The following is a 22,963-nucleotide window of genomic DNA, read 5'->3' as shown; positions in this document are numbered from 1 at the left end:
TCAGAGCCCCTTTTCGATCAGGAGCTCGATGCGGCGGTTGGCAGCCCGGCCTTCGCGACTGTCGTTTCCGACCAGAGGCTGCGTTGCTGCACGTCCTTCCGACCTCAGGCGATCCGGCGGCAGGCCGCTGGCACGCAACAAGGCGGCAATCGTTGCAGCGCGCGCCTCCGAGAGGCGCTGATTGTTGGACAGGGGATTGGTGGCCTGGAGCGGAACATTGTCGGTGTGTCCGACGATCGTGACACTTCTGATCAGCTCGGCGTTGTCCTTGAGCACAGCCGCAATCGATGCGACGAGGGGTTCGAAGCTTTTTGTCAATTCGGCCCGGGCAGAAGGGAAGAGCTCCGGAGTGCTCGACTGAAGCAGGAGTGTGACCCGAGAGGCGTTTTCATTGCCTTTCAAAGCCGGAAGAAGCGCAGGAGGCGCGGCGGCACGGAACTCTGGTAAAAGCGCAAGGACGACGGGTTCGACTGGCGGCGCGCCCGGCGGCGGTGTGCGTTTCTCCGGGCGATAAATTTCGGCGCGCTCCGGCGGTGGTAGCGCCCGAACGAGCGTCGCAAGCTCTTCCGCCTTGGAGCCCAACCGCGTCGATAACAGCACGTAGATCGCCGTCGCGAGTGCGACCGCCACGACAGCGAGTACCCAGATCGGAATGGCAAAGCCGGAAGGCTCGTCTTTCGCCGTAACGCCCTCCCACCTCGGCGAAAGCGGCGCACCCTCGGCATCCACGTCCCGCAAGAAGCGCGCGGCCGCAGCACGAACGGCGTTAATGGAGCGATCGCCGGCACGCCCCGGCACCCGATATTTGCCGCGGAACCCAAGCGCCAGGCACATATACTGCAGCTCCAGCAATTCACGATCGCGACCGGGATGGCGTTCCAGCTCCTCCAGCCTGGCGAAGAACTGCTCCCCGGCATCCACATCGCCGCGTAGCATGACGACCAGCGGCTGGCGCGGCCATGCGCTGGATCCACCCCAGGGCGTGTTCAGTGCCAGATCGTCAAGCAGTGCGGCGACAGCCCAGGCGGCCGCATCAGCGCGGGCCAGGCTTTCGCCAGACGCCACGGCCGCATCGCGTGCCGAAACGAGTTCCTCCATCAGCCTGGTTCGCAATGCTTCCGGATTGCCGGGTGGCAATGCATTCTCGAGTTCGGGGGCAAATTCGAACAACCTGGCGAAGGCATTGACCAATGGATTAGGATGGGATCGGGCGCGTCGAGCCAGTGTGCCGGTGGCAATGACCGGCATTGCGCCCGGGGGGACGGGGCGGATACGCGTACGACCTTGATCTTCCGATAGGCCGAATGGATCCTCACTTGACATGGTACTACCTGTTTACCGAGTAGCAGTCGATCTGTGGTTCGTTGGGCAAAACACCGGAGACTCCAATCACAAAACCGGGCGAGCGTAGAAGCGACTCCCAGTGCTCGCTGCGTTGATCGAGTTCGAGGCAGAGGCGATCTCCGTCGTAGGGAATTTCGCGGGGCTGAGAGTGAAGAGGTTTGAGGCCGATACCGGGCAGTCGAGACTTCCACAGCGCCTCGAATTCGTCCGCAGCACCCACAGTAACCTGGTTGACGAAGATTTTGCGCAGCGCCTCGTCGGACATGTCGCATCCGACCCGCACGACAATGCGGCTGGCCGTCAGAAGTTCGGGATTGTCGATGCGGACCTTCCAGACATTGGTGGCGTGTTTCAAAACAGGCAGCGCCCGCGACTTCGGCTCGACATAGCGCAGGCTCAGGATCAGTGAGCGCAATGTGTCGGCGAGTGCAGCAAAAGCTGGTCCAGGCGCCATGTGCTCATAGATGGGAAGCTCGCTCAGTCGCCGAGAGCCCGACCCGTAGGTCGCCATCCGGCCAGCCAGACCGCTGAGCTCCAGAAAGAGCTCGGCCGGATGAAAAACCTCCTGAGGAAGCATATGCGCCAATCGGGCGCGGGCGCTGTTGGCAAGATCGAGCACCAGCAGATTTTCTACGCTGCGGCCGGGGCCGCCGAGCACCATCTTGCCATGGGCTTCAGCTATGCGGTCAAGCCCAGTGATGACCTCCTGCAGGAGTTGGCCATAAAACAGCACGGTACCGGTTGCGAGTGCGGGCGGCAGGAAGTTTTCGGAGATCGCCACCCTGCCATCGGACAGGAGCCCGGTAACGTTGGTCACCGGCATTGCGGTGTAGCCACCGGTCGCCTGCGCCGGGGAAAGGAGCAGGGCTTGCGGACGGGCGATCTCGATCTCTTCGGGATCAGCGCCGCCATGCACGGCATCGCGAACCCACTCGATCCTTCCTCTATACCTCGCACCGGTGGGATCCCGGTGGGCGGGATCGAAGCTGGCACCTCCCGGAGGTTCGAGCGGCAGGGCGAGCTGAACAGCGCCGGCGCCCATGTCGTTGGTGATTGTCAACGGGGTGGGGGCGTCCATCGTTTCGGGTATTGCGAACGGGGTGCCATCCGGGAAAATGCCACGGGCCGACGTCACCGCTATCCGTCCGGTTTCCAACTGCGCGGCATCCAGCATCAGGGACTTGAAGCCGAAGGTCTGCAACCGTCCAGCCTGCAGCGAGCCGCGTATCAGCGCTTCGGTATAGCGGTCCTGCTGCTGGAAATGCTGCGTTCGCAGAAAGAGCCCCTCGGACCAAAGAACCTTGTTGGTATCGGTCATGCTAAACGCCCTCCATTCAGGCGAGCGCGAGCGTCATACCGCCGCGGCTGAGTACGACATTCGCCGTCACCGTCGATTCCGGCCTGATCGGAACACTCCTTCGCCACGTACGGCTGCCGGGTTCCCGGAACAGCGCGACAATCCCGAGGAAAGTGGCCTCCGGCGGGAACGCCACCGTCTTTGAGGCGGTTGCACCGGGAGCGACCGTCAATTGCTCGGATCCGACGAGGTCTGCGCCGAGCGCACCGGACGGATCTGACTGAAGGGCAAAAATGTCAGCCGAGTTGAATTTCCCGACATCCTTCAGCCGGAGAACGAGGAGGGTTACGGGACGCTCCCCGCCACCGGCGGCAGCATTCATTCCGGCCTGTCCCGTCGCCCTGACGATTACGGTCGAGGATTTGGGTGGACCGCCCATGCAAGCGGAAAGCAGGCCTGTCGCGCCGGTCACAATGAGAAAACCGCGTCGGTTAAGCATCAATTGTCCTCCCTCTCTTCATAGCCATCCCGAAAGTCGCTCCCGATTTCGCCGAGGAAGCGCGTCGACGCGCTCTTGGCGATTTCGCGATAACGGTTCTCATAGAGCTCCCAGAGTTTCGCCCGCCGTCCACCGGCAAACAGGGCATCCAACGCTGAGTGCGACTTCAGTTCGCTTTCCAGCGCCGCCGGGTCGAAGCGGTCTATCATCCTGGCAAGCGCTGCTTGGACGCCACGCCACGTTCGCACATGGTGGTGGGCGAGATCGCGGATGGAATTGCCGATGGCGGCCTGCGGAGAAAGAAAGCCTGCGTTGCGCTGAGCCAGGAAGGTTGCGATTACATCATCCACGGTGGGAAGGAATTTGAGAGGGTTGACCTCGGATGCGCCAACCACAGTCTGGGCGATTCTTGCTTCGCCCTTTTCTTCGGCTCGTTTGCGCAAGAGGTGCATCAGTCCTTCCAGCATCAGCCGGTATTCCCGACCGAAATTCTCCATCTGGGCAACCGGATCGGATGTGGCAAACTCTTCAGCGCCAAGCCCCAGTCCGCGCAGAAAGGCTTCGCGCAAGACGGTTTCGGATTGTCCGGTCTCTTTCGTCGTCGGCGTCGCCTGCGGTACTGGGGAAGAACGAGGTTCGGGCGTGGGCTCGGAGACGGGCTGCGGTGGCGTGCTTGGCAAGGAAAAATCCCAGGCGGGCTTGCCCTGGTCTGACGCTGGCAGAGGATCGAGGCTGAAGGGATCGTCGAATACCGGTGCCCTCTTTGCTGTCTCGCCCCTGTCCGACGCGACAAACGCACCCGGGGCTGGCTGTTCGAACGGGTCCGGTAGTCCAACCGGCCGCGGGGTAGGAACTGTCGGCTCCTTGCGCTCGGCGAAGAAGTCGTCCCGCTCGAGCCCACCCTGTGGCAGAGGATCCGTCTGTTCGGAAGCTCGCTCCGACGGTGTTGTCTGGAACTCAACCCGGACGACGTAATTTCCAAGCTGCAGGCGCGCTCCGTCATGCAGCGGGGCGGAATTCCCCAGTCCAAGCGGCGTGCGCGAGCCGTCAATGAAAAGCCCACCGCTGGAGGTGTCAGTCACCACATACCGGCCGCGAACGAAACCGATGGTGCAGTGAGCGCGTGAGATATACATGTCGGGGTCGTCGATCCGCCAGCCAGCGTCTGCGCTGCGGCCGATGACGAGCTCGCCATCAACAAGCCGCATCTGGCGAACAGCCTGGGGTCGGGGTGAGTGTTCAAGGGTGAGGATCAGGCTCATGCCGCGGCCTCCGGCATTTTTGGCCGCCAGCCAATGATGGTGCGCATGCACAAGTCATCCGCGTCACCGCGGTCTTTCGGTCGAGCAAGCCATGCGATGTGTCCGATCCGCATGGCTCCGATCCTGGCCGCGGGAACGTCGTCCCTCTTGAGCACCAGCCTTACATCGACGTCGAGCCCGTCTCCCACCAGATCGCGGACAGCGGATTGCAAGGTTTCGCGCCGTTCACCGCCCGGCAGAAAAGCGACATAGTCGGTAAACGTCAGCGGGCCGATCGAGAGCTCTATCCTCTGCTGTCGCTGGAACGACCTCGGTCCAATCGTGGCGCTTCGTCCGAGTTGCCCATGCCCGCCGCCAATCCGTGACTGAAGCTCTGGCGGTATTGACGTCCAGGAGCCGACAAATTCGCGAAGCCGAACCGGCACTTTCAGCAGGTCGGCGAGAAACAGCGTAAGTCTCTCTGGTCCATCCACCTGATGGGCGAGGGCCGACGCGTGGGAGATCTTGGTGGCGTCGATTTCCGAGGGCTCGGGCCCCGTTCCGCACAAGCCGAGACCCGCCAGGGCTGCCGACATCGCGCGAATGCGGCCGCCGTCGTTGCGTGTGACCTGAACCGGCGGATGAGCGTCGGCCCAGGCCCGATAAAAGAGTGCGATCATGCGATGCTGAAGAATGTTCACGAAATCGACGAATGTTGTATCGGAGACCTCCCGCATGTCCGCCCTTGCGAACCACCGCTGCGAAAGTCGGTCCAGCACCCAGCGCGTCAGATGGAGGGGCATCGGGCCTTCTGGCCCGAGCAAGCCGATATTTGCCACCGTGACACGGGCCGGCGCGCTTTCCGTGGCCGGCTCGACCTTTGCGACATCCTGCACGGCAAAACCAAGCCGCACGTGCTGTCCGAGCCGGGCCGGCTCCCGGTCCGGTCGCCCGGCCTGGCCAAAGAGCTGTCCGTCGTCTTCGAGGTGTCGCAGGAGCTCGAAGAAGTCGAATGCCTCAAGGGATGGAGTGGCTTCCTTCGTCAGATCAGGAAGCGGTTGCCCGGCGCTATCGGCCATAGCACATCCTCCTGTTTCTGTATGATGCGCGTGCGGGTGCGCACGAATGCGTTGATTGCCGAATAGCGCGCAAAAAGCTTCGACAGCAGCGCTGGAAGCAACAAGGTGCTGTGCCCGGCAAGCACAGATTGATCGATGTGAAGCGTAACCTCAGTGCCGCGCGCAAAGCACATCGGCCCGGCAATTGCCAGGCGCTCGATCACGGGCCGAGCCTCGACGCGGGCGATCGCGCGAACGTGCCTGCTCAGGCTTGGATCCCCACGGTGCGCGTAAAGTTCAAGCAGCGCATGAAGCGGATCCACGCCGCGACCTTCTTCCGCCAGGCTAAGAAAGTTCAGCGAAAGTTGCGCGATGAGCCGCCAGGCGAGTTCATCGGCCCTCGAGCCTTCCACCGCTCCAGCCGGAAGCGTCGCTGGAATCGAAGGCCACGGCGGCCGCAGCGCCCCGAGGAGCTGGACGCTCTCGACCGGGTCGCCGCTTTCGAGCGAGAGGGACGGTGTGTCGTCCAGGATAGGCAGATCGCGATTGGTACAAAGCGCCGTAACCTCAATCCGCTTCAGTTGCCGGGCCGCTGTCGACTTGGCAGGGCGCGAAAGCGTGAGGAAGACATCGTCGCCGGTATAGGATGTCCGAGTTTGTCCTTGGCGCAATTCGTCCTCACCCGGCCGCCGCGGACGGCGCTCGGCGAAATAGACCCAGCCGTTTCCACGGTTCTGGCCCAAGCTAAAGAGTGCCGGTATTTCCGCATCAGGGCCTTCGGCGTCGGCGTCTTCGACGCCGATTGTGCGATAGATTTCGAAGTCTCGTGGGCGCGTGCGATCAGCGTGAAGTACTTGCCGGGTCCGGCGTGTATCGAGTTCAATGACGTTGCAGCTGCGCTCGAACAGATTGATGATTGGCGTTACGAAGAGTTCGAAATCCTTTGTCGTGATATTCGCAAGCTCTGGAACGGGACGCCGTAACAGAAAGACCAATTCCAAGCCGCTCCCGCAGCGCCGAACGACCGGTTTCAGGCTTCTCACGCGCGCATAGTGAAATCTTTCCGGCGCCATGAAGTATTCGCGCAAAAGCCTGTAGCCTTCGAATGTTTGGCGCGTGCGCGGCATAAGTGCTTCGTCGTCGCAAATCCCGACCATCTCTGGATCCGGAAGTGCGCTCAGAATGTTATCGCGCCCTTCAGGGCGGGCTCCGACGGCCGCGCAAGCGCCAAAGAGCGTATCGAAAAGCAGGGGCGCCTTGCTCTTGTCGCCAAAATGCAGATCCAGACAGTCGAGCGACAACTCGCTGAGCTTGCCTTTGCCGGTTCGATTGACGATGACGCTCAGCGCCGCCGAACCGCTTGCCCCTTCAATTGGGGCTATCCCGGCCGCTGCAAGCGCGCTTCGATCCTGAATATAGGAGACCGAGCTTATCGCGAGCGGCCAAAGGGTAACGTCCTGGGCCGTCGTATAAATGCACCGGGTGGGTACTCCAGGGCGGACGCTCGAGACCAGTCGGGTTCCTCGCTTTACCAGGTGCCCTGCGAGCATCGTCTGGACCTGTTGGCCCGGCTTCAGCAAAGCCATGGCGGTCGCGGGGGCAGGCGCGATCAGGTCCGGATAGAAATTTTCGAGCACGCTTCGTGCGAAACGCGAGCTCTCGGCATCGACCTTCTGGCGAGTGCGCGCAGCAAGATAGGCCACACCGTCAAGAAGGCGTTCGACGAAGGGGTCGGGACACGGGATCGTGTCCAGGGAGAGGTTGCGCGCGATCGAGGGGTGCATTCCCGCGAACTCGGAGGCGAGTGCCCGAATGTGGGTGAGTTCTTCCTCGTAATACTCCAGGAAGACCCGGTCCATGGTCAGGTGTCCTTCAGCTCAGTCCGCGCCGAACCGTTATCGAGGTTGAGTATTGTGCGCAGCAGCAGCCGCTCTGGTGCGGGGGAGGTAAGCAGCAGCGCGTCGATGTCGATCCTGAGACCGGCTGCCCTGTCGCCAAGACTGACGGTGACTTTCGTCGCGCTCTCCTTGAGCCGGGGTTCAAATGCAGCGAGCACGCTTCGGATCTCTTTGGCCAGTTCATCGCGGTCGAAGTCACGCGAGGAACGGCCGGAAAAAGGCGGGACGCCATAATTGATCACGCTGCGGCGCACCTCCGGGAAGTCCTCGAGCGATGGAGGGTCGTCTCCTGCCTGATCGGCTTCGAAGTCGGTCAAGAGTGGCGAGGATTCGAAGCGTTGCGCATTGAAAAGCGCCTCTATGTCGCGTCGCACTGCTTCGCGCAGCACATTGATCGAGACGACGACGCCACGGCTTTCCAGTTCCGTCTGCCGTCGCTCCAGAGAGAGCAGACGGTGGATGTTTTTCTTCTGCTCGGAACTGATATCCGTGGCAGCGTCGATCTGATGGAGGCCTCCCGCAATCAGCGCGTTGAGACGTTCCTCGTCCATTTCGTTCTGGATCGCCTGCCGGAGTTGATGGATTTCCGAACTGAGCCCCGGCAGGTCGTTCACAAGGCGATCCCACAGGGACGGCTGGATCGCTTCGCGAGTTGCCCGCGGGTGACCTCCGGGCGGTCTTGCCTCCCGTCCCAATCCTTTTTGCCAGCTGTCACTTGCCGACATAGACATCCATTTCGACCTCGTCCTTGTCGTCATAGTTGAACGTGATGTTCTTGTAGGCGAAACCGATCCGCTCTTCGAGCACGTCTGGTTCATCGGCACTTGGCTTCATGTGGTAGTTGGTCACCGAAGCTTCCTTCAGCGTGATGACCAGGTAGTCGCTCGTTTCGCCTTCGATCGTTCTGCGCGCCGAAAACTTGACCTCGTCCAGAGGCGTGTTGTCGAAGAGAGCCTTCTTCAGATAGGGCGAGGACTTGTCGTAATGCTTGATGAAGTTGACCATTCCCAAGCTGACGCGGCCTCTGCGCGACAATGAATTGGGGTCGAAGGGAGCCACCATCTCAAACTCCACTCCGTAGACCTCGATTTCTTCCTCGTGGCCATCGCGAACGCTGGGTCCCGTGATATCAGGTACTTTGAGAAATCCGTCAATTTTCATGAATAACCTCCCATCAGCTATCTGTTGCTCATGACTTCATGGACGGCAGCTCCGAAACCAGCCGGAGCGAAGCGTTGATACCTTCCAACTGGTAGTGGGGCCGCAGATAGAACCGGGCATTGTACCAGCCGGGACGGCCCTCAACACTGTCAACCTGGACCTCGGCAGCAGCAAGGGGACGTTTTGCGCGGGCCTTTTCGTCGGCAAAGACAGGGTTGGCGAGAACGTAGCGGTTGATCCACTCCGTCAGCCAGATCTGCATGTCGGCACGTTCCTTGAACGAGCCGATCTTGTCCCGGGCGATCGCCTTCAGGTAATGGGCGAACCGCGAAACCGGGAACAGGTAAGGCAGGTTCGCACTCAATCTCTCGTTGGCCTGAGCGTCCGGGTCGACCAGCCGGCCGGCCCTCGTTTCGTCGTCCTGCAGTGAATGGGCGCCTATGAAGGCGGCAATATCGGTGTTCTTGCGATGGAGGATCGGCATCAGCCCCAGCTTGGCGAGCTCGGCCTCTCGCCGATCGTCAATGGCGACCTCGGTAGGGCATTTCATCGCCACCGTGCCGTCGTCGGTCGGGAAATTGTGGACAGGCAGATTGATCACTGCCCCGCCGTTCTCGACACCACGGATCTGCGTGCCCCAGCCAAACAGCTTGTGGCTGCGGTTGATGTTGACGCCCATCGGAAAGGCCGCGTTCATCCAGACATACTTATGATGATCGCCCTGGACTTCTTCCTCAAATGCAAAGCCCTTCACCGGAACGGTTTCTGCACCATAAGGCAGCCTTGCCAGCACGCGCGGCATCGTCAGGCCTATGTAACGGGCATCCTCGCTCTCGCGCAGCGACTGCCATGAGGCATAGGCCGGCGACGAGACGATCTGTTGGAGGTCTTGCGGGTTCGGCAATTCCTGCCAGCTTTCCATGCGGAAGAGACGAGGGGCGGCTGCTGCTATGAACGGTGTATGCGCCGAGGCGCAGATGCCGGACATGTTGCGAAGCAGACCGACATCCTTCGGGTGGTTCGAGAATTCATAGGCGCCGATCAGGCAGCCGAACGGATTACCCCCAAGCATCGAGTATTCGTCGGTGTAGACTTTTTTGAATATGGGACTTTGATCCCACATCTGACCTTCGTAATCCTCAAGCGTATCAGCCAGCTGCTCCTTCGAAATGTTCATGACGCGGATCTTCAGCTTCTGATCCGTCTCGGTATTGTTGACGAGGTACCACAGCCCGCGCCATGTCCCTTCCATCTGGAGCACTTCAGGCGCATGCAGAATTTCGTTGGTCTGTTCGGTCAGCAGCTTGTCGATGCCACCGATCAGGGACTTGATCGATTTGATCGCGTTCGATGAGATGACCGTCGATTCCGCGCGGGCGCGGGCAGCAAGCGCCAGGTTCCTGACCAAGGTTTGAAGCTTGTCGCTGTCATCCTTCTTGACCTTGAAGTCCTTCTCCAGAAGACCGCTGAATTCCTGAAGGTCGACTCCCTCGGCTTCCGCGACACCAGCGGTAGCGGCTTTTTCCTGTTCGGCCATGGCTCAGACCTCCGACTTGCTGCTATCGTCGAGCGCCTGGTCGGCGATCTTTGCTAGCAGGGGCTCATTGTTCAAAAGTTGCGCGATGCGTTTTTCAGCGTCGACGCGTCCATCCATGAAGCCGAGCAATTCTTCGAGTTGGCGGCGCATTCTCAAGAGTTCTGCAAGCTGCGGGACTTGTTCGGCCACACGATCGGGCGCGAAATCAGCCATGCTGGTAAAGGTCAGGTCGATTGCAAGCTCTTCATCGCGCTCTTCACCCTCGGGTTGGGGAAGGGTGTTCTTCACGCGAGCTTTCACACGTGGACTGAGCGCTTCCATGAAGCGGCCAAACCTGTTTGCGTCCGTTTCGACAAAGGCGCGGTCCCGGACGGACTTGCTGGCCTCCGGCGTCTGGGAGGCGCCTGCGAGATCGGCCATCACGCCCATTACAAACGGCAATTCAATGGTTGTCGGGCTGCCGTAGGTTTCGACTTCGTAAGCTATCTGGACGCGAGGCGCCCGGTTTCTTTCAATTACCTTGGCCTTAGTTTCGCTCATTGATGGTCACCTTTCGTCCCAGGGACAGGTTTCTTGCTTTCCGGCACGCCGGCCAGAAGCCGGAATTCCTTCAAACCGGAGGGCGCCAGGTCCTCCATGAGTTCCAGAAAATCCATCGGCACCATGCGTTTGATCCTGCGCGCCAGATGGGGGATGGGGCTCGACGGTTCAGTACGGTCGTAAAAGGCGATGATCAGGTCGATGCACTTTGTGACATCCTCGCGCGATGTAAGCCGTGACGGAAAGACTGCCGGTGCTCCGATGTAAGTCGGAGCGGCGGGGGCGGTGGCTATTGCGGGCGCACCCTCACGGTCGAGGCCTTCATCGCTTGCGGTTTCCTGCCTGGGGCTCGGCTTTACTCGTTCAAGCGTGGAAACCGCTCGCTGCAGGAACCGGCTCAAATCCGGCAATGTGACACGTACATCCTCCCCGATTTGCCGATTGAGCGATGTTTCAAGCGCCTCCATTGCAGCCGCCGCAGCCTTTGCGCTCTCGAAAAGCGCTATCGCCTCGTCGGGGGTTTGGTCTGCAAAGGCAGCGCAACCGATCCTTACACGGTTCAGCAACTGGTCATGGGCGCTTACAAGCGACGCCTTCTCGGCCTCGCTCAGTCCGGGTGCGGCCTCGCTGAGAACGGTTCGGGTGTCGATCGCCCCGCGATCCAGATCGCGCCCTGTGACAGGGCCGACGCCCCGCGGCGTAAAAAAGGTCATCTTGCGAAGATCGCCGAGCAAGCCATCCTTGTCGTTCTGAAGCTGTAGAAGAGCGTTGATCCGACGTAGGGCGGCGTCGCGGAGTGGCAAGCCCTCGCGAAGTTCCGGATGCATCGTTTTCCAATGCATGTCGAAGGTTCCAGTGATCAGGTTCAGCCCGTCAGCGAGCCCGGCAAGACCCTGTTCGTTGGCAAGCGCGCGCGTCACGATCACCAGGAGCCTCAGATCCCGTCCATGGGGGCGCAACTCTTCAGATTTTCGAAGGACTGTCGACCAGTCGACCGGGACCTCGGTCCGTAAAACGGGGTTATTGCGCTCGTCACGGCTAATTTCTATCTGCGGTTGCACGAGGCGCTCGAGCTCGTGAAACCGTCCGTCATTCCGCAAGCTTTCACCTGACGGGTTCACACCGTCCAGCGGACTTAACCAGAGAGCAGAGTCGAACAACCGAACCCCCGTTAACCGACTAGTATTCCCTTGCAATTTGCTTTTTACCACAACTTCCCGGTCTATACTAATGCCGTGTATGTCCGGCTTCTAATTAATTCCGGGTGTCGATCAGCCGGGTGCTCATCGAGAGAATTGACACATGCCCATTAGCTATCGCAGCGCGTAAATCTTCGGCAAACGACTTGGTGGACTCCGTCGTTGGTCGAAGCTGTGAGAAAAGTGGCTGGTCGGTCTGCATGACAATTATCAGACTTCTGCCGAACGTGGCGTCGACGGAAAAGGAGAGCTTGGAAGGATCGGCTGCACCCTCTGCGGCAGGGTAGGCAACACGGATAGTGCGCATGCCACCCGACACGGACCCAATTTGGGCAAGGGCGTGATCGGGCCTCTTTATATTCGGAAGAACATTGAAAAGATTGCCGGTGACGTCGGCGATAACGACCCACAGGTATCCCTTGTCGAGCGAGGCCGGCGCAATTACGTCAATGACCGGGTTGTCGCCGACCGAATAGACGCCTGCCATGTTCGGTTCGGTCCTGTCGCCGTAGCCGAGAACGATCGACATTTGACCTTGCGGTGCATCTGGCAGCAGCTCTTGAACAACGCACAGTTGGCTGTTGAGCACTGTGGCGTCGAAGCGTAGCTCGCGATCTCCGACACGAGGGGCGAGCGTCTTTTTCAGGGCTTCGACGTCATCGCCGGACGCGACATTTCCACGGACGACCAGCGTCGAGCCGAGAGGAAAGCTGCCGCTCGCCGGAGGTTGAACGAGGAGCGGACCGCAGGTTTGAAGTGGCACGAGAAGAGGCTTCAACTGGTCCGGCGACAGGTCCCGCGGACCGGCCGCGATCCGGACGATACTCTGGTAACCGGTCGACTTTGCCGCAGCGTCAAAGCGGGTGACCGCATCTTCGCGTGCAGCTTTGTCCGCCGCCAGACCGGTGAGGCGAGCTGTCCGATCAGCGACTTCGAGCTTCCACTCGACGAGTGGAGCGGCGGCTTTAAACAAGGCGTCAATGTCCTGCGCCCAGCGTTCAGATGGAGCACCCTGGGCAAGCGTCAGAGCGCCATTGGGCGGAGGAAGCCCGACCGTTCGGTTGAAGGTCGACAGGATTGCCTGTTGCTGCTCAGCATCCGGAGCAAAACCCGCAAGCATGGGGCGGCTTTGGGCATCCACCCCGGCCGTGAGTTTGTAAGGGGTTGCGATCGGAAGCGCAGTCGGGGACAAATGCTCAAAAACCCCGAAAAACCAAAGCCCGGCGATTGCCGCCAGCGCCACCAGGGGCAGGATCGCGAGCCATGGCTGCCACCTGGGCCTTGCTTGATGCCCGGTCTCCCGCCGTGCCTTGGCGAGACCAGGCTGCAGCAATCTGCCGATTTCCTTGACGACTGCGGCAGCACTCGGAGGGCGTTGGGCAGGGTCCGGCCCGGTGAGATCGTCGATCAGCGTCTTCAACGGTTCAGGAACACCCGAGGTATCAAGTCGCCGTTCCTTGTGACGGACAACCTCGCCGGGACTGGGTCCCACGTCAGGAATCCTTCCTCGAAAGGTGGCAAGCAGCGAAGCGCCCAGGGCATAAAGGTCAGAGCGTGGCTCCGCCTGCCCATGCAACTGTTCCGGCGCCGCATATTCGTATTTGCCCGCAAATTCCTTGCCGACAATTGTACGGGCCCCTGTCTTGCTGTCCTTCGCGATACCGAAGTCGATGATAACGGCTTCCTCCGGCCTGCCGTCGCGCAGGATGATATTGTCAGGGGAAAGGTCGCGATGAACGATCTTGCGCTCGTGCGTCGCGACAAGGCCTTCGGCCACTCTGTGGGCCACGACCAGCAGATCCCGAGGCGACGCCCCGCCACGTTCGAGCCACTCGCTGAGAGGTGTGCCGGCGACGTAATCCATCACCAGATAGACGTGGCCGTCTGCGGTCTGGCTGCAGTCGGTGTAGCGCACAACCGCATCGTGGGAGATGTTGCGCATCTCCTCCTCACGCTTCATGAGCTCCAGATACCCGGCGTTTCCCGATAGCTCGCGTTTCAGCGCCTTTAGCGCCACCACACGGCCTGTGATCCGGTTGCTTGCCCTGTAGACCTCACCTGTGCCGCCGCGACCGAGGATACCCTCGATCTCGTAGGTGTTGTTAAGCACCTGAGCTTTGCGAAAGATGTCGCCAGGCAGCGGATCGATCATCTGGAGCCTCCCAGCGCACCCAGTGGAAATTACGCGAGACTGTTCACCAGGAACACGTGGCCCTGAATATTTGTCAAGAATACTCTAATGTGGCACGCTGTGACCAGCGATCAAAGACGAGGCTCGGGACCTCTTTGAGATCACCTGGGCAGGAGCCGATCGACATGGAGCAGAACATGTCTTCGCAGAGCTTCAAGCGCAAGGAACTGGTCGGAAAACTTAATCCCGTTTGCCTGCGCGCGTTCAAGGCGGCGGCGGACGCGGCCAAGCTTCGCGGCAATCCCTACGTCGAACTTGTTCACTGGGTCGAACAGCTGGCTCTGGTGGACCGTGCGGATTTTCAGCTTCTCTTTGCCGATGCCGGTGTGGATCTTGGCCGGCTTGCTGCCGACATGGCAAGGGCAATAGACAAGCTGCCTTATGGCGCGACCTCTATCGAGGAGTTTTCCGATCACATATTTCATGCCATCCAGGAAGCCTGGAGCCTGGCAAGCCTGCAGTTTGGATCCGAAGAAGTCCGCGGGGCTTATGTGCTCCTGGCATGCAGAAAGGTTGCGGTGCTTGACGGCCTTCTGTTGAAGATCAGCGCCGAATTCGATCGGATCGAGGCGGATTCGATACTTCCACGGCTGGATGACCTGCTTGCCGGATCGCTTGAAAATGCCGGCAAGGCCGAGATCCAAGAACAGCCCCGGAAAAAACGCCCGGCAGGCGGTGACTCCGCATTGGCGAAGTATGCGACGGACCTCACCCGTCGAGCGCGCGATGGGAAAATTGACCCGGTCGTCGGCCGCGATCCCGAGGTCCGCCAGATTGTCGACATTCTCATGCGACGGCGACAAAACAACCCGATCCTGACTGGTGAAGCCGGCGTAGGCAAGACAGCTGTGGTCGAGGGTTTTGCGCTTCGCCTTGCAGCAGAAGATGTCCCGCCTCCGCTGAAGGGCGTGGCGCTACACATGCTTGACATCGGATTGATGCAGGCGGGGGCAAGCGTCAAGGGTGAGTTCGAAAAGCGGCTAAAGATGGTCATCGACGAAGTTCAGGCATCGGAGACGCCGATCATCCTCTTCATCGACGAAGCTCATACCTTGATCGGGGCAGGCGGGGCAGCGGGAACGGGAGATGCTGCGAACCTTCTCAAGCCAGCCTTGGCGCGTGGCGAGCTTCGCACAATCGCCGCAACGACATGGGCAGAGTACAAGCAGCATATCGAAAAAGACCCGGCGTTGACCCGCCGGTTCCAGGTGGTCAAGATTGAAGAGCCTGATGAGGAAGCTGCCATCCTGATGCTGCGTGGGGTGGCCGGTGTATTGGAGAAACACCATCAGGTGCAGATCCTGGACGAAGCGATCGAGACGGCCGTCAGCCTGTCACATCGCTACATTCCCGCCCGCCAACTTCCGGACAAGGCAGTCAGCCTGCTCGATACGGCCTGCGCGCGGGTGGCGGTATCGCAGCATGCGACGCCGGCTGAGGTTGAAGACCTTCTGAGGCGCAAGCAGTCCCTTGAGATCGAGCAGGGCATTATCGGGCGTGAAGCGGCAATCGGCATTGAAGTCGCCGAGCGCCAGTCCAAAGTTGAAGCCGCTCTCGCCGAAATAGAGTCCGCGTTGCTTGCTGCAAAGGCTCGCTGGGAAAGCGAACAGTCGATGGTCGACGAGATCCTTGGTCTGCGAGCTAGCCTGCGAGGAAGAGGAGTTGCGCTCGATGCCGCGCTTGCTGAAGCGGAGGCAGGCGGGGAATTGCCGGGTGCCGCCGACGTAGAGCGTGCCGGGCGGGAGGCCGCCGATGCATCGGATCAACGCGCCGAGCTTGAACGGCTCAAGGCCCGGACGGCGGAGCTTGCCGGGGTCCAGGGCGAGGCACCGCTGGTCCTCCTTTCCGTCGACAAGAACGCTGTTGCCTCTGTCGTAAAGGACTGGACGGGCATTCCTGTCGGTCGGATGCTGACCAGCCAGACCGAAAAGGCGCTAAAGCTTGCCGCGGCTCTGGGCGAGCGTGTCGTCGGCCAGGAGGACGCAATGGAATCGATCGCCCGGCGTGTGCAAACCAGCCGTGCGGGCCTGGCCTCTCCCGAAAAGCCGGTGGGCGTGTTCCTGCTATGCGGTCCGTCGGGCGTCGGCAAGACAGAAACGGCGCTGGCTCTCGCCGAAACCCTCTATGGCGGCGAGCAGAACCTGATCTCCATCAACATGTCGGAGTTCCAGGAGGCCCATACGGTCTCGACCCTTAAGGGCGCGCCTCCCGGCTATGTCGGCTATGGCAAGGGGGGCGTGCTGACCGAGGCCGTGCGCCGGCGGCCCTATTCCGTCATTTTGCTCGATGAAGTGGAGAAGGCGCATCCCGATGTGCACGAAATCTTCTTCCAGGTTTTCGACAAAGGAATGATGGACGACAGCGAGGGCCGGCGGATCGACTTCAGGAACAGTCTCATCCTGCTGACGTCGAATGTCGGTTCGGATGTTATCATGAAGCTTGCCGACGGCGGCAAGAGGCGGCCGCCGCCCGAGGAGCTCGAACGCGCACTACGTTCACCACTGTTGAAAGTGTTCCCGCCAGCCTTCCTCGGACGTGTGATTGTCGTTCCCTATTATCCGCTCTCGGATTCAATGATTGAGGCGATAACACAACATCATTTCGCGAAGATCGCGCGCCGGCTTCGCGCCAACCATGACGCCGAGCTGGTCATCGGAGACGGGGTCTTGGAGTTGATAAAGGCACGGTGTACCGAGGTCGAATCGGGGGGGCGCATGATAGACGCGATCCTGACCAATACACTTCTGCCGACCCTCAGCCAGGGTCTTCTGAACTGGTCCCTCGAGGGTAAACGCCTTACCAAGGCCACGATCGGAACATCCCCGGAAGGCTTCACTTACGCATTCGAATAGGCAAAGACGTGGCTGTCGCCGGGGAGCGCCGTTAGCTCACCGCCTGGAATTCCACGCGCCTGTTTTCGTCGGCCTTCGGGTTTTCCTGGTTGAGAAGAAACTGCTCGCCGACACCAACCGCTTCGAGCCGCTCGCGCGGGATATGGCAATCATCCGTGAAAAACCGCGCAACTTCCTTCGCCCGCAGAACCGACAGATGCTGGTTGTAGCTCGCGCCTCCGACAGAATCCGTGTGACCGATGATACGGACGAGTTTGATGTCCATGTCCTTTACGACTTCGCAAAGCTGCCTCAGCATTGGTCTTTGCTCCGAAGCGATCGCCGCAGAGTCAAATGCAAAATTCACCCGGACGTTGATCTGGTCATCAGGCGGGAGCTTCCAGTATGTCTGTGGGTCTGTGGTCGCTGGGGCCGCGGACGCTGCCGTTGCCGACGACGTCGCCGTCGGCTTCGGGGCAGATGGCTGAGCTGTATTGGGGGCCGCTGGAGCAGTCTGGGTGCCTTGGGACTCAACGGTTGCATGGGAAGAGGGAGCTGGAGCGGTCTTGGCCGGTTCAGTCTCGGGAGTTGCAATTGTCACCGGGACGGCTTGGGCGTTGGGCGCTGCGTTGCCGTTGGTAAGAACCAGGCCGCGCGTCGCTCCGAGGCGTGCCGCCTTGAACAAGTCGATCTGTCGTTGGAATCGTTCCTTGAGCGCGGAATCGTTCAGTTCCTGTGCACCCAAACCACCTTGTGTCACGAAGAACAGAGCGAGAAACACCGTCAGCTTTGTGGTCATCAGGCGCTTCATCTCAGGCTCCTTGGCAAAAAGGTTTCGCCCCCCTTGAAAATACTATAGGATCATTGTGGCTGCAACCGATCCGGCAGTTGCGCTCACGACGGATCGATCAATGGGGTTATCCGATCATGACCCCGGATTCTCGGGACAATCCTTCGACGCGCTGGCCGTCCAGGCCGCAAGGAGCGGGACTGAGCCATACCGGGCATGTGCGCACAAACAACGAAGACGCGATTCTCATTGACCCCTCAGGCGCACTTTGGGCGGTAACTGACGGGATGGGCGGATACGGCCACGGCGATGTCGCGGCAGACTTGGTCGTCGAACAGCTCGCCCTCCTTCCGCACGCTCCCATTTCTGGCGCTCACCTCGTCGCTGCACTGCAATCAGCCAATGCCGCCATCCGTCGTTGGGCGGCGTCGGCCAATGTCGCGCAGATGGGCGCAACAGTGGTGGTCGCACTCATTGATGGTGGAACAGCGACGATTGCGTGGGTGGGCGATAGCCGCGCCTACCGTTTGCGGGCAGGGGATTTGTTGCAGCTCACGCGCGATCATTCGGTCGTGCAGGAACTTGTCGATGATGGACGTTTGACGCCTGACGCTGTCTGGCAGCATCCGCAAGCGCACGTTGTTACCCGCGCGATCGGTGCCGCCGAACGGCTCGATGTCGACTCTGTCGAAGTCCCTCTCAAGCCGGGGGATTATTTGCTTCTTTGTTCCGACGGATTGACTGACTGTGTTACCGAGCCGGAGATCATCGCACAGTTGAGCGCGCCAAACCCCGACGTCGCCTGCCAGCGACTGATAGCCGCCGCTCTCCATAATGGCGCTCCGGACAACGTCTCTGTGGTGGTCGTTCGGATTGACGGAGCTGCAGCGCCTTGAGGCCACTAGATCCGATTGCAGCCGTCGTCATTGGAATGAGCATCATTCTTGCGGCGGTCGCGTTCGCGTTGGTTGGAGACTTGCTGCGAAATACCGAGCTTGATCCGAATGTGGGAAGGATTGATCGGGCAACGCAACAGCTTGCCAAACAGGATGCGGAAATCCAGGACCTGCGCGCTGAACTGAACTCATTTAAGCGAAGGGTGACCGATCTAGAAGGAAAGGTGAAGGAACTGGCAGAGGCGCCTCGCCCCGAACCCGTCCCGCAAAGCTCTGCGGTTTCACCGCCGCCTGGCGAACCTGTGAGCCCGCAGTCGTTTTCGATCGATCAGTTCGGTGGCATTGCGCCGCCGGAAGAAACCGAAAACATGACGGAGCCCATGCAATTGGCGAAGAAGCGCTTCAACGAGCGTGTCATACGCCCGACCCCGGCAGTGTTACGCGAGGTCCTTGGCGAGCCACGAAGTGTCTATTCCACAAGCTGCCAGCCGGTCACCAACCCAAAATTACTGAGAACCCTGGAAAGCCGGGACATAGGGCATTTCCGCCTGACGATGATCAGGCCTGCGCTCGATTCCTTGGGGCAGATCATGGAGCGTCTGCGAAAGGAAGAGCCAGACATCTACGCCGCGATCGGAACGGCCGGTGCGCTTTGCGCGCGTTATGTGCGCGGCTCCACGAAATCTGTCTCCTCGCACGCCTGGGGCGCGGCCGTCGACCTGACACTCAAGAAGAACCTCGACCGGATGGGCGATGACAACACGCAGTTCGGACTTGTTGTGCTTGCGGAGTTTTTCAACGATGCCGGCTGGTACTGGGGTGCCGGCTATAGTCGCGAAGATTCCATGCACTTTGAAGTCGGCGAGGCGCTGCTGCGCAAATGGGCTGCGGAGGGCAAGCTGTGAGCGACCATGGCCAACCGCCGGGTCGGGATGTCACGGGAGCGGACATGCTTCCCGCATTGGCCGAGCCGCTTTTGAGCCTCGCCAAGCGCGCCGAAAGCGAGAAGCGGCCCGATCCGCAGGAGCTGGCAGCGACTGCCCGCCTCCTTGTGGCCGAGTTCGAGAAAGAAGGACGCCGCAGGAACGTTCCCCCTGACTGGCTCCTGGATGCACGCGACGCGCTCGTCGCGCTGCTTGACGTGCGGGCTCGCAGCAATCCGGCGCTGCCGGCCAAGCGATGGGAACGTGCTCTTGCGGCCGCCCTTCCAATTGGCCACATGATTGGCGTCGATGGGCTCGCCGAACGCGCTGCCCAGGCCGCGAAAGGGGGCTTGGCGCGGCGCGATCTGGCCCGCTTTCTCGGACATTGCAATGAGGCAGTGCAAGCCGCGCAGTCGAAGGCGGAGCAGCATAGAACGCGGGCAGACCGTGGACTCGTCTTTCTTGCGATTGTCCTTTTTTTCGCAATGCTCGTCGGCTGGGCTGGATGGGCGGAATGGCGGTTTCGCGAGCGGTTGTTGGCGCAATTGCCAGCCGTTGGAAGCGTTGTAGAAGCTGGCAAGGCCGCTACGCCGGCTGCGCGGGCGGCCCAACTCGATGCGTTCCTGGCGGCAGTCCAGCTTGTCGAGCAGGACGCGGGCCAGTCTCCGCTTGGCCTGATTCATCATATCGAGATGCTCGACCCGGCAGCGGCTGCACGTCGTCGCTATGGCGAGGCGGCCGAATCCCTTGTTGCCGAGCCACTCGCCGAGGCACTCGGTGTTGCGCTTGCCACCGAAGGCGAGGCCAATGCACTCTACGATTCCCTGCGCGCCTGGTCGATCCTGAAGGGCACTTCTGACTGGCAGCCTCGGTTTCTTGCTGGTTGGGTTGCCGACCGAGCCGAGGCCTTTCCCGAACTTGCCTTGCTGGCCGAGCATGTCGCCGCCATGTCCGGGCCACAGCCGAGACTTCCATCTCCGGATCCCGAAACGGTCGCCCAGGCACGGCAGTTCGCTGCTGAAGGCTCGGCAAGCGAGCGCGCATTGCTCGAACTGACCCGTGCCGAAAAGACCGCAGCACTTCCTGCCTGGTCTCTTTCCCTGGCAGTGCCAGGTCTCGAGACGATCTTGATCCACCGGTCAGGCGTACCGATCGGGCGCGGTATCGCCGGCCTCTATACGGAGGCTGGATGGAGCTACGCGCGGTCGGACGGTGCAAGCGAGGCGATCCGCAAGGCAAGGTCCGAGGCCGCTACGCTTATTGCCTCCAATGGCACGACGACCGAAGACGCGGTGATGGATCTGCTTCAAAAGCGTACGCTTGACGTATGGACGGAGTATCTGGGTGAGCTACGTGTCAGGCCGTTCACCGACCAGCCAACGGCGGTCGTGATCAGCGGTGCGCTAAGCGCACGCAACTCGCCGCTCTCGGCACTTATCCGTGAGGCCTGGCGCCAGTCGGGCGGGACGGATCGTGGACGAAGCCACGCCAATCAGCTTCGGATCGCGGCGGCGTTGGGCCCGGCGATCCAGTTCGTCGAGCAGGGGCGGATGTCGGAAATCTCTCAGCTTTTCGTATCGTTGAACGTCGCTCTTGCTGTTCTCGATGCAGATGCACAGATCGGCAAGAAATCCCTCATGGACGCACAGGAGCGTGCAAACTCCATCGTTGCCTTGCAGCAAGCACCTCTTCTCGTCGTGCAAATCGTCGAGGACGTGATTTCCCAGACGGCTGCCCCGAGGGCCGCCGAGCCAGCTTTGGATCAGGCGCCGGACGTTGCAACGGATCATGTTGCAAAGGAGGTGCCCCAGTCCCAGTCCCAGTCCATGCCCCTGTCCCAGTCACCTTGGGGTTCCCAGGTTTCAGCCGCCTGCCGGGCCGCCGTGAATGGCCATTATCCGTTCTTCGATGGGCCTGACGCGGACATGGCGGAGGTCGCACGGATCTTCGCGCCGGAGGGCACGATAGAAAAGTATTTTCGGGCGCAACTGGCGCATTTGATGGACACGTCGACGACGCCCTGGCGTTGGAGACCGGAGGCGCGGCTTTCCGGCTATACACCGGAAAGCGCAGCATTCTTGCAGCGGGCAGTGGCCCTTGGGCAGGCTCTGTTCCAACAGGGAACACCGCCCAATGTCCCGATCGTGCTGGAGGCGCTCGCCCAACGGGGAGCTGCGACCGTCTCAATCGGCGGCGCTCATGCTCCGGTCGTCACGTCGGGGGAGGCAGTGACCTTGAAATGGCCAGGAGCGTCACCAGCGCGCGGATTTGAGATATCCTTCGATAACGGCATTGCAGTCGACAAGAAGGGTGAAGCCGGACCATGGGGCCTCCTGCGGTTCCTGGACGGATCACGGTTGCGACCCCGCGACGCCGGCCGGCGGTTCCTGGTCGATGTGCGCGCCAAGGGAGCGCGCGCCTATCTGCAGATGTCCTTCGCCGGGCCTGCCAATCCGGTGTCGGCGCGCTCGCTGATGCGCGGTCTGACCTGTCCGCTGACATTGTGAATTTCACTATCGTATCTTTCGCACGCGGGCGAAGCCTCGTGCGATTTTGAAGAGTGCGACGCCGTCGGGCCCACGGCCACAAAATTCGTCTGGAAGATCGCTGAGCTCCCAGCGGTCAGAAGGATCGCGCCCGGTCGTTGTTCAAGCGATCAAAGGGACTTATCGGGGTCATCGATATTCGGAACTGACGGGGAGTCGTCCCAGTGCGCTCTTTGAAGGTTTCGTAAAACCGGCTGCTCGAGCCGAATCCGCAATCAAACGCAATTTGCAAGACTGACCGGTCCGTATCAGTGAGAAGTTGCATCGCCCGGGCGATGCGGTAACGGGTCAGATATTCGTTGACGGACATCCCGAGAACATCCCGAAACGCCCGGTTGGCGGTGGTCTCATGCATACCCGCGATCTTCGTGAGGTCCGGCACGCTGATTGCATTTGAAAACTGCGAACTGATCAGGTCGCTCAGTATTTCAACGTGCCGAACCGCGTGTCCCTTCGTGGTGGTGCCGACAGTATGTCGGGTCGAAGTCGCCGCATCCGCATTATCCAATATCAATCGCCGAATTCGGACTTTCACCTCGTCCACAATCAATCTTTGCCGAACAGCAGCAGCATCTTGCCATTCACGTTCCCATCGCGGAAAGGCGATCGCATCTGACCCATCCGATAGCTGATCTGCGAGAAATCTCCCCTGCATGATCAATCGTCTGGCGTCCTTGTCTATTGGCAGAGCCAGAAAATCAACGAGCGGAAGATAAGCGCAAACAAGCGGCGCGTTATCGCTGACCAATATCGTCTGGTGCGGAATAGCGGCCCAGAAGAGAACCATTCTGCCCGCCTCAACCACTTCCTGTCGCCCATTGAAAAGGTAGGTCATTTGCCCTTCCAATAGCAGATTAATTTCCAAGTGGTCGTGCCAGTGAGCGGAGGCCATAGCGTCCGCGGTATGACGCTCCACCAAAAAGACGCCTCTGGATCCTGTCCATTCCCCGCGCTCACCTCTGCGTTTCATAATATCTTTCGCGCTCGATTCTCGGAGTAAATTGGCATTTCG

At 60.6% G+C, this 22,963-nt stretch carries 18 protein-coding genes; 4 read left to right on the top strand and 14 right to left on the bottom strand.

Features of this window, described 5'->3' with window-relative positions:
• The 12 genes from icmH to IB248_RS05085 all read right to left on the bottom strand — a co-directional run bounded on the left by icmH (position 1) and on the right by IB248_RS05085 (position 13,926).
• Entirely contained in the window at positions 1-1,323 is a 1,323-nt protein-coding gene (gene icmH, locus IB248_RS05140; protein WP_192240453.1) for a type IVB secretion system protein IcmH/DotU, read from the bottom strand.
• 4 nt (positions 1,324-1,327) lie between these two features.
• Positions 1,328-2,662 (bottom strand): type VI secretion system baseplate subunit TssK, encoded by a 1,335-nt coding sequence (tssK, locus tag IB248_RS05135; RefSeq protein WP_169680781.1) that lies wholly within the window; start codon positions 2,660-2,662, stop codon positions 1,328-1,330.
• Positions 2,663-2,678: 16 nt separating this feature from the next.
• On the bottom strand, positions 2,679-3,140 hold the full coding sequence (tssJ, locus tag IB248_RS05130; protein ID WP_025659188.1) for a type VI secretion system lipoprotein TssJ: 462 nt from the start codon (positions 3,138-3,140) through the stop codon (positions 2,679-2,681).
• Complete coding sequence (gene tagH / locus IB248_RS05125; protein ID WP_192240452.1) at positions 3,140-4,402, bottom strand: type VI secretion system-associated FHA domain protein TagH; 1,263 nt, start codon at positions 4,400-4,402, stop codon at positions 3,140-3,142. The genes tssJ and tagH overlap by 1 nt, the downstream gene beginning before the upstream one ends.
• A complete protein-coding gene (gene tssG / locus IB248_RS05120; RefSeq protein ID WP_192240451.1) occupies positions 4,399-5,460 on the bottom strand; it encodes a type VI secretion system baseplate subunit TssG in 1,062 nt (353 codons plus the stop codon). Before tssG ends, tagH begins: the two co-directional genes overlap by 4 nt.
• Positions 5,424-7,298: a type VI secretion system baseplate subunit TssF gene (gene tssF, locus IB248_RS05115; protein ID WP_169680788.1), complete on the bottom strand. Its 1,875-nt coding sequence runs from the start codon at positions 7,296-7,298 to the stop codon at positions 5,424-5,426. The genes tssG and tssF overlap by 37 nt, the downstream gene beginning before the upstream one ends.
• A 2-nt stretch (positions 7,299-7,300) precedes the next feature.
• A complete protein-coding gene (tssE, locus tag IB248_RS05110; protein ID WP_192240531.1) occupies positions 7,301-8,062 on the bottom strand; it encodes a type VI secretion system baseplate subunit TssE in 762 nt (253 codons plus the stop codon).
• Entirely contained in the window at positions 8,049-8,498 is a 450-nt protein-coding gene (gene tssD, locus IB248_RS05105; RefSeq protein ID WP_025659184.1) for a type VI secretion system tube protein TssD, read from the bottom strand. The genes tssE and tssD overlap by 14 nt, the downstream gene beginning before the upstream one ends.
• 28 nt (positions 8,499-8,526) lie before the next feature.
• The gene (gene tssC / locus IB248_RS05100; RefSeq protein ID WP_018856377.1) at positions 8,527-10,035 is read right to left on the bottom strand and encodes a type VI secretion system contractile sheath large subunit; all 1,509 of its coding nucleotides are present in this window, start codon (positions 10,033-10,035) and stop codon (positions 8,527-8,529) included.
• Between the two features lie 3 nt (positions 10,036-10,038).
• Positions 10,039-10,575, bottom strand: a complete 537-nt coding sequence (gene tssB, locus IB248_RS05095; RefSeq protein WP_018856378.1) for a type VI secretion system contractile sheath small subunit — start codon at positions 10,573-10,575, stop codon at positions 10,039-10,041.
• The gene (locus IB248_RS05090) at positions 10,572-11,735 is read right to left on the bottom strand and encodes a type VI secretion system ImpA family N-terminal domain-containing protein (RefSeq protein ID WP_192240450.1); all 1,164 of its coding nucleotides are present in this window, start codon (positions 11,733-11,735) and stop codon (positions 10,572-10,574) included. The genes tssB and IB248_RS05090 overlap by 4 nt, the downstream gene beginning before the upstream one ends.
• Before the next feature lie 94 nt (positions 11,736-11,829).
• On the bottom strand, positions 11,830-13,926 hold the full coding sequence (locus IB248_RS05085) for a serine/threonine-protein kinase (protein WP_192240449.1): 2,097 nt from the start codon (positions 13,924-13,926) through the stop codon (positions 11,830-11,832).
• Between the two features lie 164 nt (positions 13,927-14,090).
• Here IB248_RS05085 and tssH point away from each other — a divergent pair, with 164 nt between their 5' ends.
• A complete protein-coding gene (gene tssH / locus IB248_RS05080) occupies positions 14,091-16,817 on the top strand; it encodes a type VI secretion system ATPase TssH (RefSeq protein WP_192240448.1) in 2,727 nt (908 codons plus the stop codon).
• A 31-nt stretch (positions 16,818-16,848) separates the two neighbouring features.
• Here tssH and IB248_RS05075 read toward each other — a convergent pair whose 3' ends face one another.
• Positions 16,849-17,607, bottom strand: a complete 759-nt coding sequence (locus IB248_RS05075; RefSeq protein WP_192240447.1) for an OmpA family protein — start codon at positions 17,605-17,607, stop codon at positions 16,849-16,851.
• 116 nt (positions 17,608-17,723) lie between these two features.
• Between IB248_RS05075 and IB248_RS05070 the strand changes: the two genes are divergently transcribed.
• The 3 genes from IB248_RS05070 to IB248_RS05060 are packed head-to-tail and all read left to right on the top strand — an operon-like array spanning position 17,724 to position 21,912.
• Complete coding sequence (locus IB248_RS05070) at positions 17,724-18,482, top strand: protein phosphatase 2C domain-containing protein (RefSeq protein ID WP_192240446.1); 759 nt, start codon at positions 17,724-17,726, stop codon at positions 18,480-18,482.
• On the top strand, positions 18,479-19,387 hold the full coding sequence (locus tag IB248_RS05065) for a M15 family metallopeptidase (RefSeq protein WP_246779209.1): 909 nt from the start codon (positions 18,479-18,481) through the stop codon (positions 19,385-19,387). The genes IB248_RS05070 and IB248_RS05065 overlap by 4 nt, the downstream gene beginning before the upstream one ends.
• Positions 19,388-19,431: 44 nt before the next feature.
• Positions 19,432-21,912, top strand: a complete 2,481-nt coding sequence (locus IB248_RS05060; protein ID WP_192240445.1) for an ImcF-related family protein — start codon at positions 19,432-19,434, stop codon at positions 21,910-21,912.
• Between the two features lie 115 nt (positions 21,913-22,027).
• Here the strand turns inward: IB248_RS05060 and IB248_RS05055 are convergent, their stop codons facing one another.
• On the bottom strand, positions 22,028-22,921 hold the full coding sequence (locus IB248_RS05055; protein WP_192240444.1) for a helix-turn-helix domain-containing protein: 894 nt from the start codon (positions 22,919-22,921) through the stop codon (positions 22,028-22,030).
• Positions 22,922-22,963 lie beyond the last annotated feature (42 nt).

Source organism: Rhizobium sp. RHZ01, from assembly GCF_014851595.1.
Classification (GTDB): domain Bacteria; phylum Pseudomonadota; class Alphaproteobacteria; order Rhizobiales; family Rhizobiaceae; genus Rhizobium; species Rhizobium altiplani.
This window is presented reverse-complemented; position numbering and strand designations above follow the sequence as displayed.

What these genes read in the sequence shown, in the direction of transcription:
- tssJ (WP_025659188.1), bottom strand. Translation starts at nt 3,140, where the DNA reads ATGCTTAACCGACGCGGTTTTCTCATTGTGACCGGCGCGACAGGCCTG.
- icmH (WP_192240453.1), bottom strand. Translation starts at nt 1,323, where the DNA reads ATGTCAAGTGAGGATCCATTCGGCCTATCGGAAGATCAAGGTCGTACG.
- tssC (WP_018856377.1), bottom strand. Translation starts at nt 10,035, where the DNA reads ATGGCCGAACAGGAAAAAGCCGCTACCGCTGGTGTCGCGGAAGCCGAG.
- tssD (WP_025659184.1), bottom strand. Translation starts at nt 8,498, where the DNA reads ATGAAAATTGACGGATTTCTCAAAGTACCTGATATCACGGGACCCAGC.
- tssB (WP_018856378.1), bottom strand. Translation starts at nt 10,575, where the DNA reads ATGAGCGAAACTAAGGCCAAGGTAATTGAAAGAAACCGGGCGCCTCGC.
- tagH (WP_192240452.1), bottom strand. Translation starts at nt 4,402, where the DNA reads ATGAGCCTGATCCTCACCCTTGAACACTCACCCCGACCCCAGGCTGTT.
- tssE (WP_192240531.1), bottom strand. Translation starts at nt 8,062, where the DNA reads ATGTCGGCAAGTGACAGCTGGCAAAAAGGATTGGGACGGGAGGCAAGA.
- tssK (WP_169680781.1), bottom strand. Translation starts at nt 2,662, where the DNA reads ATGACCGATACCAACAAGGTTCTTTGGTCCGAGGGGCTCTTTCTGCGA.
- IB248_RS05060 (WP_192240445.1), top strand. Translation starts at nt 19,432, where the DNA reads ATGCTTCCCGCATTGGCCGAGCCGCTTTTGAGCCTCGCCAAGCGCGCC.
- IB248_RS05075 (WP_192240447.1), bottom strand. Translation starts at nt 17,607, where the DNA reads ATGAAGCGCCTGATGACCACAAAGCTGACGGTGTTTCTCGCTCTGTTC.
- tssF (WP_169680788.1), bottom strand. Translation starts at nt 7,298, where the DNA reads ATGGACCGGGTCTTCCTGGAGTATTACGAGGAAGAACTCACCCACATT.
- IB248_RS05070 (WP_192240446.1), top strand. Translation starts at nt 17,724, where the DNA reads ATGACCCCGGATTCTCGGGACAATCCTTCGACGCGCTGGCCGTCCAGG.
- tssG (WP_192240451.1), bottom strand. Translation starts at nt 5,460, where the DNA reads ATGGCCGATAGCGCCGGGCAACCGCTTCCTGATCTGACGAAGGAAGCC.
- IB248_RS05055 (WP_192240444.1), bottom strand. Translation starts at nt 22,921, where the DNA reads ATGAAACGCAGAGGTGAGCGCGGGGAATGGACAGGATCCAGAGGCGTC.
- IB248_RS05085 (WP_192240449.1), bottom strand. Translation starts at nt 13,926, where the DNA reads ATGATCGATCCGCTGCCTGGCGACATCTTTCGCAAAGCTCAGGTGCTT.
- tssH (WP_192240448.1), top strand. Translation starts at nt 14,091, where the DNA reads ATGGAGCAGAACATGTCTTCGCAGAGCTTCAAGCGCAAGGAACTGGTC.